At 62.4% G+C, this 10,818-nt stretch carries 14 protein-coding genes; 7 read left to right on the forward strand and 7 right to left on the reverse strand.

Annotated elements, in window-relative coordinates; all coding sequences use genetic code 11:
- Positions 1-413: WYL domain-containing protein (locus ABJN75_RS18500; protein ID WP_348441067.1), on the forward strand; the 413-nt coding region annotated here is incomplete at its 5' end.
- A 32-nt stretch (positions 414-445) separates the two neighbouring features.
- Here ABJN75_RS18500 and ABJN75_RS18505 read toward each other — a convergent pair.
- Positions 446-1,021: a TetR/AcrR family transcriptional regulator gene (locus tag ABJN75_RS18505; RefSeq protein ID WP_348441068.1), complete on the reverse strand. Its 576-nt coding sequence runs from the start codon at positions 1,019-1,021 to the stop codon at positions 446-448.
- Positions 1,022-1,147: 126 nt separating this feature from the next.
- Positions 1,148-1,651 carry an invasion associated locus B family protein gene (locus tag ABJN75_RS18510; RefSeq protein ID WP_348441069.1) on the reverse strand — a complete coding sequence of 168 codons (504 nt, stop codon included), beginning with the start codon at positions 1,649-1,651 and terminating at the stop codon, positions 1,148-1,150.
- A 293-nt stretch (positions 1,652-1,944) separates the two neighbouring features.
- Here ABJN75_RS18510 and ABJN75_RS18515 point away from each other — a divergent pair, with 293 nt between their 5' ends.
- Positions 1,945-2,520, forward strand: a complete 576-nt coding sequence (locus tag ABJN75_RS18515; protein ID WP_348441070.1) for a sigma-70 family RNA polymerase sigma factor — start codon at positions 1,945-1,947, stop codon at positions 2,518-2,520.
- A gap of 17 nt (positions 2,521-2,537) precedes the next feature.
- Here the strand turns inward: ABJN75_RS18515 and ABJN75_RS18520 are convergent, their stop codons facing one another.
- Together ABJN75_RS18520 and ABJN75_RS18525 are read right to left on the reverse strand one after the other, a co-directional pair.
- A complete protein-coding gene (locus ABJN75_RS18520) occupies positions 2,538-2,969 on the reverse strand; it encodes a YkvA family protein (protein ID WP_348441071.1) in 432 nt (143 codons plus the stop codon).
- A gap of 75 nt (positions 2,970-3,044) precedes the next feature.
- Positions 3,045-3,350, reverse strand: coding sequence for a 4a-hydroxytetrahydrobiopterin dehydratase (locus ABJN75_RS18525; RefSeq protein ID WP_348441072.1), 306 nt, complete (start codon positions 3,348-3,350; stop codon positions 3,045-3,047).
- A 30-nt stretch (positions 3,351-3,380) separates the two neighbouring features.
- Between ABJN75_RS18525 and ABJN75_RS18530 the strand changes: the two genes are divergently transcribed.
- On the forward strand, positions 3,381-3,902 hold the full coding sequence (locus ABJN75_RS18530) for a low molecular weight protein-tyrosine-phosphatase (RefSeq protein ID WP_348441073.1): 522 nt from the start codon (positions 3,381-3,383) through the stop codon (positions 3,900-3,902).
- Here ABJN75_RS18530 and thpR read toward each other — a convergent pair.
- Positions 3,830-4,420 (reverse strand): RNA 2',3'-cyclic phosphodiesterase, encoded by a 591-nt coding sequence (gene thpR / locus ABJN75_RS18535; RefSeq protein ID WP_348441074.1) that lies wholly within the window; start codon positions 4,418-4,420, stop codon positions 3,830-3,832. The two genes, ABJN75_RS18530 and thpR, sit on opposite strands and share 73 nt — an antisense overlap.
- A 95-nt stretch (positions 4,421-4,515) precedes the next feature.
- Positions 4,516-5,157: an arylesterase gene (locus ABJN75_RS18540; protein ID WP_348441075.1), complete on the reverse strand. Its 642-nt coding sequence runs from the start codon at positions 5,155-5,157 to the stop codon at positions 4,516-4,518.
- A gap of 111 nt (positions 5,158-5,268) precedes the next feature.
- Between ABJN75_RS18540 and ABJN75_RS18545 the strand changes: the two genes are divergently transcribed.
- The 4 genes from ABJN75_RS18545 to ABJN75_RS18560 all read left to right on the forward strand — a co-directional run bounded on the left by ABJN75_RS18545 (position 5,269) and on the right by ABJN75_RS18560 (position 10,161).
- Positions 5,269-5,976, forward strand: coding sequence for an ABC transporter ATP-binding protein (locus tag ABJN75_RS18545; protein WP_348441080.1), 708 nt, complete (start codon positions 5,269-5,271; stop codon positions 5,974-5,976).
- On the forward strand, positions 5,976-8,537 hold the full coding sequence (locus ABJN75_RS18550) for an ABC transporter permease (protein ID WP_348441076.1): 2,562 nt from the start codon (positions 5,976-5,978) through the stop codon (positions 8,535-8,537). Before ABJN75_RS18545 ends, ABJN75_RS18550 begins: the two co-directional genes overlap by 1 nt.
- A gap of 181 nt (positions 8,538-8,718) precedes the next feature.
- Positions 8,719-9,495: a Bax inhibitor-1/YccA family protein gene (locus ABJN75_RS18555; protein WP_348441077.1), complete on the forward strand. Its 777-nt coding sequence runs from the start codon at positions 8,719-8,721 to the stop codon at positions 9,493-9,495.
- Positions 9,496-9,609: 114 nt separating this feature from the next.
- Positions 9,610-10,161, forward strand: a complete 552-nt coding sequence (locus ABJN75_RS18560) for an N-acetyltransferase family protein (protein ID WP_348441078.1) — start codon at positions 9,610-9,612, stop codon at positions 10,159-10,161.
- A gap of 30 nt (positions 10,162-10,191) precedes the next feature.
- Here the strand turns inward: ABJN75_RS18560 and ABJN75_RS18565 are convergent, their stop codons facing one another.
- Entirely contained in the window at positions 10,192-10,581 is a 390-nt protein-coding gene (locus ABJN75_RS18565; protein WP_348441079.1) for a DUF2794 domain-containing protein, read from the reverse strand.
- Positions 10,582-10,818 lie beyond the last annotated feature (237 nt).

Below are 10,818 nucleotides of genomic sequence, written 5' to 3' on the forward strand. Positions count from 1 at the left end.
CGGCGCACCGGATACACGAGAAAGTCGAGGCGCTGCACGGACCGGCCGACTGGCTGCTGGTGGCGCCGTGGGGCGCTCCTCTGGACGATCCGGCCAAGGGCTGCGTGTCGGTTTCAACCTTGCGCGATGCAATCCGCGGCGAGCAAAAATTGCGGCTCACCTATCATGACGAACAGGGATGCCGGACGGTCAGGACGGTGCGGCCGCTGGCTTTGGTCTACCACCTCGAATGCGTCATGCTGGCATGCTGGTGCGAGCTTCGCAGTGCATTCAGGCATTTCAGGACCGACCGGATCTATGGCTGCGACCTGCTGGACGAGCGCTTTGCCGGGCAGGGCGCCACGCTCAGGGGGTTGTGGCCGGATCAGCACCGGTGGGACCAAACTGTGCCGGAAACAGCGGAACAGATGTGAGCCGGCCGATCATCTGTTTCTGACCGGTCCTGTCACTCTGCTGACGGCGCCGGTGTCAGCATGGCGTCAACAAATCCGGAAATATCGATGCGCGGCAGTGCCGGTTCGCCGGCCAGTTGCTCAAGGCCGATGAGCGTTGCCAGCAGCAGCGAGGCGCGCGAGCGGGCTTCAGGGCCGGCCAGACCCGCGCCGCGCATCTGCAGGGTCAGGAACGCCAGCCGCTCGGCATCGGCGTCGCGCACCACCTTCTGGACCGCGTCGTCGCCGGCAGCCCAATGGCGAATCGCCGCCTCGGTCATCGGCCCGCCATAATCACGTTCAGGCATGGCGAGTACAGTTTCGAAAAGCCGGATGAACAGTTCGCGCGGCGACAGGTCGGCAGAGGTCATCGAGGTGATGACATCACGTGTCGCCATATGCCGCCAATGCTCGACCATCGCCGCCCTGAGTGCCGCCAGATCGGTGAAATGCCAATAAAACGAGCCCTTGGTGACGCCAAGCTCGCGGCAGAGATAATCGACGCGGATGGCCTTCGGGCCGGCGCTGGTGAGTAACCGGAACGCCGCCTTGATCCAGTCTTCGGGGGTGAGGGTGTCCTTGCCTGCCATACCTCACCATACTCGAAGTATTGTGCGGGACAAGGCCGCAATCCCTGCGGACTTGCGGATCGTCCGGCACAAACGCAAAAAAGGCCGGTCTCCCGGCCTTTTCAACTCCGGTGCGAACCGGAAATGCTATTTGCAGCTGGCGATCTGGTTCAGTGCAGCGGTGATGCCCTTGAGCGAGTAGCTGTAGGACGTGTCGGTGCCGCGGCGCGAAACCGCCTTGACCGTCATCGACGAGCCCGCCTTCATCGCCGCCACCAGTTGTGGCTCCTGGGCGGCGTTTTCCACCCATGCCGAACTGCCGCGGGTGAAGAAGGTGAAGTCACGCCCATCCACATTGACGGTTACCTTCGAGGATTCCTGCAAAGGATAGCCCATCATTGCATGCGGCTCATAGCTGACGTTCTGACCCGGACGCTGCGACACCAGAAAAAAGATGTCGCCGTGATCGACATTCGTCGGTGCTGAACTGATCGGTATCGACAGTACGTAGCAGACCTTGCTGCCATTTGAATCATATGAATACGCGCCCCAGGAATCAAACTGCTGGATCCTGGTGGGCGATTGCGCCGCCGCGGCGGCGGTCAATGCGAAAAGCGCCGTCACTGCGGTTGCGATTATCTTCCCAAACATGGCTTCCCTACCGGTTCTTGGTCCTGTGCCACAGCCGAATGGCCGTGACGGTTCCCGCTCGTTACGAGGTGATTGGTTCATTTTGACTTAATCCTGGTTACCAAACCGTCAATGATTCCCTTAACAGGTCAGCAATCTGGTCAGCGGTGTGGCTTGATGTGTCCCTTGCTCACCGTTTGTAACAATGCGAATCCGGCAACAGTTTGACCTTTGATAAATCCTGTGTAGGTGTTGACATGAAAGCGGCGAGGTGGCGACGGGTCGCATCGTGCATGCGGGGTTCTGCGCAGTTAATGTCGAATGACTTGAAAGAGCGGTTTGCCGGTCTCGCCGAGGCGGTCTCTGTCAGGCGGGACCAGGCGGCCTTTGCCGAACTTTTCGATTATTTCGCGCCGCGGCTTAAATCCTATCTGCAGCGGCTCGGCATGTCGCCTTCCCAGGCCGAGGAGATGGTGCAGGACGTGATGATCGTCCTGTGGCACAAGGCGGCGCTGTTCGATCCCGCCAAATCCTCGCTGGCGACCTGGCTGTTCCGGGTTGCGCGCAATCGCCGCATCGATGCGCTGAGACGCGACAAGAGCGGCCTGCTTGATCCGGAGGATCCGGCGTTGCAACCCTCCCGGCCCGAAGCCGCGGATGACATGATCGAAGCCGAGGAACGCGACGAGCGGGTCCGCAAGGCCATGCTCGACCTGCCTGAGGAGCAGGCAATGCTGGTGCGGCAGGCATTTTTCCTGGGCAAATCGCACAGCCAGATCGCCGAAGACACCGGCTTGCCGCTGGGCACGGTCAAATCGCGCATCCGGCTGGCGTTTTCGCGGATGCGGCGCAGTCTGGAAGCCGATGACGGCGAGATGACGCTGCATTAGAACGTCGATGATAGGGGTTATGCCGAAGCCTTGTTGCTTTCCGGGTTGCCTTCGGGAGCCGGATCCTTGTCAGCCGCGAAATTGGCCAGCGACCGGCGCGCCGCGATCCGGTGCGCTTCGGTCATGTTCGAGCGCACCGTGGCAATCGCCAGCGTCAGCACCGCGATATCATCGGAAAATCCGACAAAGGCCAGAATATCGGGAATGGCGTCCACCGGCATGATGAAATAGGCCAGCGCGCCAAGCAGCACGGCTTTTGCCTTGCCCGGCGTCTGCGGATCAAGTGCGCAATAATAAGCGGCCACCAGATCCTCGGCGAACGGGATCTGCCCTGCGGCCTTGCGGAAAGTCCGCCAGAACCCGGCCTGGACCGAGCTTTCATCCGCGCCTTGGCGCGTGCCGCCGGATTCGAGCTCCGGCTCGAGAATTTCGCCTTCGAGAGTGCGCATGCGGTGCCCTCCGGTTGTCGTTGCTTGTCTATATATGGTTCCTGGCGCCACCGGCTTCAATGAGTGCGGCCCTTCTCAGTGCTTCGCCTTTACGGCGATGCGGTCCATGGCCGTTGCAAGATCGAAGTCCAGCCCGGTCAGTCCGCCGGCGTCATGGGTGGTCAGACGGACGTCGACAGTGCGGTAGACATTTTTCCATTCGGGGTGATGATCGAGCTTTTCGGCGACCAGCGCGGCGCGCGCCATGAACCCGAAAGCTTCGCTGAAATCGGCGAACCGGAACTGTTTGGTCAACGCGGTTTCACCGGCGTCGATCTCCCAGGAGGAAACCGCGGCGAGCTTTTCGGCAACGGCCGTGCTATCAAGTCTTTGACGTTTCATGGTGTTCTCCGGAGCCAACAGGGCAGGTGTATGATCGATCTGAAGGTAGCCGATGGTGCGGACAGGACGCAACTTTCCCTGCTGTTTGTCTGCATGGGCAATATCTGCCGGTCGCCCTTGGCCGAGGGAATTTTCCGTCACAGTCTTGCCGGTGCGGGGCTTTCCGGGCTTGTCACGGTTGATTCGGCGGGTACCGGAAACTGGCATCAGGGCGATGCGCCCGATCCCCGCTCGGTCGAGACGGCGCAAAGCCACGGGATCGATATTTCGGCACAGCGGGCGCGGCAGGTGACGCTTGAGGATTTCGACCGCTTTGATCTGATTGTCGCGATGGACCGGTCAAACGAGGCGACGCTGCGGGCACGGGCGCCGTTGGCCAAGCAGGCCGGCATCGTGCTGTTTCTGGACCATAGCCTCAATCACCGGGCCGACATTCCCGATCCCTATTACGGCGGTGCCGACGGGTTCGAGGATGTCTATCAACTGCTGCGCGAGGGCTGCACTGCGCTGGTAGTGCGGCTCGGCAGGGAATTGCGCCAGCCGAGCGGATAGGCCTCCTCGACCAGGTAAGGCCCGCCGCCGACCGAATCGCGCGACGACATCACCACGAAACGTCCGACATCGAAGGGCGCGGTGCGGAAATTGCCGCGCGCGCCCAGATATTCCACCACGTCTCCAAGCCGCGCGTTGCGCAGCCGCGCCAGCGATACATGCGGCGAAAACCGGCGCGGATCGGGTCCGAGACCGAGGCGCTGACAGATCCGTTCGATTTCGGCCTGCAGCGCCTTGAGTTCGTTGGACTGTGAGACCCCTGCCCAGATCGAATGCGGCTTCTTGGACCCGAACGAGCCCATGCCCGACAGCGACAGCGAAAACGACGGGCGGTCGATGCGGTCGAAGGCGCTGATCAGTTCATCGGCGGTGGGCCCGTCGATATCTCCGATAAATCGCAAGGTGATGTGATAATTCTCGACATCAATCCAGCGTGCGCCGGGTAGGCCACCACGCAACAGGGAGAGCGACATGGCCGCATCCCGCGGGATTTCGAGAGCGGTAAAAAGCCTTGGCATCGCTGTTTCCCCCGAATCGTCGGATGACCTGAACGAATCACGACACGCGCCCCAGAGCAAGCACGCAGATCGCGTATCTGCTACGACCGGCCTGGCTACCGGGCCTTGATCAGAGCGATGAACTGCTCCGCAACAGGCAGGATGTTCTCCACCATCTTGTTGATTCCCTTGGCATTCGGGTGCATTCCGTCATTCAATTGCAGGCTCGGGTCGCCGGTGACGCCGTCGAGAAAAAAAGGATAAAGCAGGAGGTCATATTTTGCCGCGAGCTCGGAATAGATGGCGTTGAAGGAGGTTTCGTAGTCAGCGCCGAGATTGGGCGGGGCCAGCATGCCGGCCAGCAATACGGCGATGCCGCGCTGCTTGAGCCGCACGATCATGGCCTCGAGATTCTCGCGGGTCTTCTCGGGCGGCAGGCCGCGCAGCGCATCATTGGCTCCGAGTTCGAGAAGCACGGCATCGGTGCCCTCGGGTACTGACCAGTCAATCCGCGCCAGTCCGCCCGACGTGGTTTCGCCGGACACGCCGGAATCGATGATCGAGACGTCGTGTCCGCGCGCCCGCAACGCGGCTTCGAGCCGTGCCGGAAAGCCTTCGTCCGCCTGAAGGTTATAGGCCGCCATCAGGCTGTCGCCGAAACCGACGATCTTGATTTCGTCAGCAGCCGATGTCTGTACGGCGGTGGCGGTCAAGCCGAATGTGAGACACAATGCGGCGATCAAGACCTTAAAACGCATGGGGTAAACCTTTAAAACGCAAGGGTGGGCTCCTAAGTGGTCGAGATCAGACAGTTCATGCCCGATCGCCTCTTCTCCTCCATATAGGATATCCCGCCCGTGTCTCAATCCATTGCCAAACCCATTGTCACATTGCGGCAGGCCAATCTGACACTGGGCAACGGCGCCTCGTCGGTGCATGTGCTCAAGGGCATCGATATCGATATCGCGGCTGGCGAGTCGGTGGGCATCGTCGGACCCTCGGGATCGGGCAAGTCCACGCTTTTAATGGTGGTTGCCGGGCTTGAACGACTTGATTCGGGCGAGGTTGATGTCGCAGGGCAGGCCTTGCACGCGTTAAGCGAGGATGCCGTCGCCGCCGTGCGCGGGCGCTCGATCGGCATCGTGTTTCAGTCGTTTCACCTCATTCCCAACATGACGGCGCTTGAAAATGTTGCCGTACCGCTGGAGCTTGCCGGCAAGGCCAATGCCTTCGAGCGGGCGCGCGAGGAACTGATCGCCGTCGGTCTTGGCGACCGGCTGACGCATTATCCGGGGCAACTGTCGGGCGGCGAACAGCAGCGGGTGGCGATTGCCCGGGCGCTGGCGCCAGACCCGGTGCTGATCGTGGCGGATGAGCCGACAGGCAATCTTGACGGCGAAACCGGCAGGCAGATTGCCGATCTGCTGTTTGCCAAGCAGGCCGAGCGCGGCGCTACGCTGTTGCTGGTCACCCATGATGTGACGCTGGCCGAGCGGTGCGACCGGCAGATCGCGGTCAGATCGGGCCGGATTGTCGATGAGCACGGCGTTGCCGCCGCGAGCCAGGTGGTCGCCTGATGGCGTCGCATCGGGGGAACGGCCTGCAGATCGGGCTGGCGGCGCGGTTGGCGTTTCGCGAGTTGCGCGGCGGGCTTTCCGGATTCTACATCTTTTTGGCCTGCGTGGCGCTCGGCACCGGCGCGATTGCGGGGGTCAACTCGGTCTCGCAGATGATGACCGGATCGATCGCGTCGGAAGGCAAGACCATTCTGGGCGGCGATATCCGGTTCGAAATCGACAATCGTGACATAGGCGATGCCGAACGCGCCTATATTGAAGGGCTCGGCACTGTTTCGGCCGGCGCCAACATGCGCACCATGGCGCGCAAGCCCGACGGCTCGGACCAGTCGCTTGTCGAACTGCGCGCCGTCGATGACGCCTATCCGCTCTATGGCGGTTTCCAGACCGTGCCGGCGATGCCGATATCGGAGGCGTTTGCCGAGAAAGACGGAGTATATGGCGCTGCGGTCGCGCAGATCCTGCTCGACCGTCTCGGTCTCGAGGTTGGTGATACGCTGCTTGTCGGACAGGCGGAGTTGCGCATTCGCGGCGTCATTGCCACCGAACCCGATGCGCTGTCGGAAGGTTTCGGCTTCGCGCCGCGGTTGATGCTGTCGCGTCAAGCGCTGGATCGGGCAGGCCTGATCCGGCCCGGCAGCCTGATCGAATACAGCTACCGGGTGCGGCTTGACGGCACCGGCGGAGCCCGCGATCTGGCGGCCTTGCAGGCGCAATCCGTCGAGCGGTTTCCCGATGCCGGCTGGTCTGTTCGCACTAGCCGCAATGCCGCCCCGGCGCTGACCCGCAATATTGAACGATTCTCCCAGTTTCTCACGCTGGTCGGGCTGACGGCGCTGATTGTAGGCGGCGTCGGCATCGCCAATTCGGTGCGCGCCTGGCTTGAGGGCAAGCGCGGTGTCATTGCCACGCTCAAATGCGTTGGAGCGTCGTCAAGACTGGTGGTGGCGATCTATCTCATCCAGGTGATGCTGATCGCCGCCTTCGGCGTGGTGCTGGGTCTGGGTCTGGGCGCGCTGGCGCCGTTCCTGGCCGCGGGGGCGCTGGCTGGCGTCATTCCCGTCGCGGTCACCGCGTCGTTCTACCCGGTGTCGCTGGCAATTGCCGCGGGCTTTGGGTTGCTGACAGCCTTCGCCTTCGCGGTGCTGCCGCTTGGCCGCGCCGGTGAAGTGCCGGCAACGGCGCTTTTCCGCCAGCAGGGGTTCGAGGCGAGCGGGTTGCCGCGCTGGCCCTATCTGCTGACGGCGAGCCTGACGCTGGCGGTGCTGTGCGCCGCTGCGATCTGGTTTTCCGACGACCGCCGCATTGCCGGCGTGTTTGTCGCCGCCGTCATCGTGGCGTTCGCGGTGCTCAGGCTGGTCGGTCACGCCGTGCAGGCCGTCGCCAGGCGCTGGCCCGCCGTCCGCTCGACGCCGCTCAGGCTCGCCATTGGCAATATTCACCGCCCCGGCGCGCTGACCCCGTCGGTGGTGTTGTCACTGGGGCTGGGGCTGGCGCTTCTGGTGACGCTGGCGCTGATCGATACCAATTTGCGCCGCGAACTGTCGGGCAATCTGCCCGACCGGGCGCCGAACTTCTTTTTCGTCGATATTCAGTCCAGCGAAATCGAGGGGTTTGACCGCATCGTTTCGGGCCTGGCGCCTGACGGCAAGATCATCAAGGTGCCGATGCTGCGGGGACGCATCACCGGGCTCAAGGGTGAACCGGTCAGTAAAGCCAATGTGCCTGCCGCGGCAAGCTGGGTGCTCAGGGGCGACCGCGGCATCACCTATGCGAAGAACCTGCCGGAGAATTCGAGACTGGCGGAAGGCCAGTGGTGGGCGCCGGATTACCAGGGCGAACCGCTGGTGTCGTTCTCCGCCGAGGAAGCCCGTGAAATCGGGCTTGGTGTGGGCGACACCATCACGGTGTCGGTGCTCGGTCGGCCGATCACGGCCAGGATCGCCAATCTGCGTGAAGTGGAATGGGAATCGCTGTCGATCAATTTCGTCATGGTGTTCTCGCCTAACACCTTCGCCGGTGCGCCGCATTCGTGGATGGCGACACTGACCGATCCGGGCGCCAGTGCTGCGCTGGAGGGCGACATCCTGCGCGCGGTCACGCAAACCTATCCGACGATCACCAGCGTGCGCGTCAAGGATGCGCTCGAACTCGCCGACCGGCTGGTCGGCCAGATCGGCATCGCCATTCGCGCCGCAGCCGTGGTGGCGCTGATTGCCTCGGTGCTGGTGCTGGCCGGGGCGCTGGCCGCGGGCAACCGTTCGCGCATCCATGACGCGGTGGTGCTCAAAACGCTCGGCGCTACGCGGGCGACGCTGATTCGCGCCTATGTCTATGAATATGGCCTGCTCGGGCTTGCCACGGCGCTGTTCGCGCTGGCTTTCGGCGGGGTGGCATCCTGGTTCGTGGTCACACGAATCATGACGTTGCCGTCCAGATTCATGCCCGACATCGCGCTGGCGACGCTTGCCGGCGCGCTGGTTGTCACCGTAGGCATCGGCCTGATGGGCACATGGCGGGTTCTCGGTCAAAAGGCCGCACCGGTTTTGCGCGAGCTTTAGGCCGGAAAAGCCGGATTATTAAGCAATTGCGGAGGTTTCCTGTCATCCGGGATGACTGGGGGTCTTGTCGCGGCCACAGTTAATCCTCATATTAGGCGCAGGCATGCTGGAGCCCCGCAGCGGCGCCTGGGTCTTTGAGCCCGACACCGTAAACAACACCGGGGCTTATAAAGAGGAAAACATGGCTGACTTTCGCAATTCGAATGTCCGCGTAGCACCGGGCGTCCACGCTGGCGCCGACATTGATGCAGGCCTTCGCGCCTACATGCTGCGCGTTTACAACCTGATGGCAATGGGACTGGGCATCACCGGTGTCGCTGCCTATGCAATCGCACTGTTTGCAACCACCAATGACCCCGCTGCGGCTGTGGCGACACTGGGCAATGGCAAGATGCTGACCGGCCTCGGCGCGGCGCTCTACGGCTCCCCGCTCAAGTGGGTTGTCATGCTGGCACCGCTCGGGATGGTGTTCTTCCTGAGCGCCCGCATCGAGAAAATGAGCGTCTCCGCCGCGCAGACCACCTTCTGGGTGTTTGCAGCGCTGATGGGCGTGTCGCTGTCGTCGATCTTCCTGGTCTACACCGGCGCATCGATCACGCAGACCTTCTTCGTGACCGCCGCCTCGTTCGGTGCATTGTCGCTTTATGGCTACACCACCAAGAAGGACCTGTCGGCGATGGGCTCGTTCCTGATGATGGGTCTGTTTGGTCTGATCATCGCAATGGTGGTCAACATCTTCCTGCAGTCGAGCGCGCTGCAGTTCGCCATTTCGGCGATCGGCGTGCTGATCTTCGCCGGCCTCACCGCCTATGACACGCAGCAGATCAAGGAGATGTATTACGAGAGCGACAGTCACGATACGGCTGGCCGCAAGGCCATCATGGGCGCGCTGCGTCTGTATCTCGACTTCATCAACCTCTTCATGTTCCTGCTGCACTTCCTGGGCAACCGCGAATAGTCGCAACGGAGCAGAGTTTGAAAAAGGCGGTCTTCGGGCCGCCTTTTTTGTTGGCCGGGGTTGTTCAGGGCGCTACACCATTTGCCGAACCCTCATGATGTGGATCCAGCGCCGATGATCATCCGCGACGCAACGCCAGCCGACCTGCCCGAAATCACTCCGATCTATGCCGACAGCGTGCAAAACGGCGTGGCGAGCTATGAACTGACAACGCCCGACGCGGCCGAGATGGGGCGGCGGATGACGGCGATTACCGGCAATGGCTATCCCTATCTGATTGCCGTCTCAGATGAGGGCGCGGTGCTGGGCTACGCCTATGCCTCGGCGTTCCGCACCCGGCCGGCCTATCGCTGGCTGGTGGAGGATTCGATTTATCTCGCGCCGGAGACTCGCGGCAAAGGCGTTGGACGGGCATTGCTCGAAGCCTTGATTGCGCGGTGCGAGAGGCTGGGCTTTCGTCAGATGGTGGCGGTGATCGGCGGCGCCCACCCGGCCTCCATCGCCGTGCACCAGAAGGCAGGCTTTACCAGCTGCGGGATGATCACCGGGTCCGGCCACAAGCATGGCCGCTGGCTCGATACGGTGTTCATGCAAAGACCGCTCGGGGAGGGCAAGGCCACCGATCCGGATCCGGCAGTCTATCCGGGCACGCTGTTCATGGGCTGACAGGGATGGCGGCGGCTGGCTTTTGTAGCGCTACCGCACCAGGCGCGGGGCCTTGTCGAAATATTTCAGCACGGTTTCCAGCTCATGGCCGCGCTTGAGCACCAGACCGGCGGCCGAAATGATGGCGAAGGCGCCTTGCTTGCGGGCCCGGGAGGGGTCTTTTTCAATGCGATAAAGCGGCACTTCGCTGGCGCGGCGGAAGGCGGAAAACACCGCCCGGTCGCGCAAGTGGTCGATGGCGTAGTCGCGCCAATGACCTTCGGCGACCATCCTGCTGTAAACCTGCAGGATGCGATCGAGTTCCCGGCGCCGGAATGTCACCGGTTCGGGTGTGTTGCGGCGGCGGAGTTCAGCCAGGTCAATGGTTGCTGAACGGGCGCCTCCGTCCCGTTTCGCCGACGAATCCGAGCCGTCAGCCATTATTCGGACTGCAAATCATTGCTCATCGCGCCAGTGTGCCTGACACCGTCGCAAATTCAAGCATTGAAGCTGCTTTTTGTGCGATGCGCCGGCGCAAGAGCACCGTACGATTAATATGACGCATTCTGTTGGCTCAAACCTGCTGCTCCACAAGAAGGACGGCGCAGAGCGATGCGGGTCCATCTCTCAAGCCGCCCGACGCAGTGGGTAGCAGGTTTCAGCCAACCCGAAGGGCCG

This window comes from Hoeflea sp. (assembly GCF_039975035.1).
Taxonomy (GTDB): Bacteria; Pseudomonadota; Alphaproteobacteria; order Rhizobiales; family Rhizobiaceae; genus Hoeflea.

Bases quoted from the DNA above. Each gene is read 5' to 3' on its own strand.
- ABJN75_RS18505 (WP_348441068.1), bottom strand. From the start codon at position 1,021: ATGGCAGGCAAGGACACCCTCACCCCCGAAGACTGGATCAAGGCGGCG.
- ABJN75_RS18510 (WP_348441069.1), bottom strand. From the start codon at position 1,651: ATGTTTGGGAAGATAATCGCAACCGCAGTGACGGCGCTTTTCGCATTG.
- ABJN75_RS18515 (WP_348441070.1), top strand. From the start codon at position 1,945: ATGTCGAATGACTTGAAAGAGCGGTTTGCCGGTCTCGCCGAGGCGGTC.
- ABJN75_RS18520 (WP_348441071.1), bottom strand. From the start codon at position 2,969: ATGCGCACTCTCGAAGGCGAAATTCTCGAGCCGGAGCTCGAATCCGGC.
- ABJN75_RS18525 (WP_348441072.1), bottom strand. From the start codon at position 3,350: ATGAAACGTCAAAGACTTGATAGCACGGCCGTTGCCGAAAAGCTCGCC.
- ABJN75_RS18530 (WP_348441073.1), top strand. From the start codon at position 3,381: ATGATCGATCTGAAGGTAGCCGATGGTGCGGACAGGACGCAACTTTCC.
- thpR (WP_348441074.1), bottom strand. From the start codon at position 4,420: ATGCCAAGGCTTTTTACCGCTCTCGAAATCCCGCGGGATGCGGCCATG.
- ABJN75_RS18540 (WP_348441075.1), bottom strand. From the start codon at position 5,157: ATGCGTTTTAAGGTCTTGATCGCCGCATTGTGTCTCACATTCGGCTTG.
- ABJN75_RS18550 (WP_348441076.1), top strand. From the start codon at position 5,976: ATGGCGTCGCATCGGGGGAACGGCCTGCAGATCGGGCTGGCGGCGCGG.
- ABJN75_RS18555 (WP_348441077.1), top strand. From the start codon at position 8,719: ATGGCTGACTTTCGCAATTCGAATGTCCGCGTAGCACCGGGCGTCCAC.
- ABJN75_RS18560 (WP_348441078.1), top strand. From the start codon at position 9,610: ATGATCATCCGCGACGCAACGCCAGCCGACCTGCCCGAAATCACTCCG.
- ABJN75_RS18565 (WP_348441079.1), bottom strand. From the start codon at position 10,581: ATGGCTGACGGCTCGGATTCGTCGGCGAAACGGGACGGAGGCGCCCGT.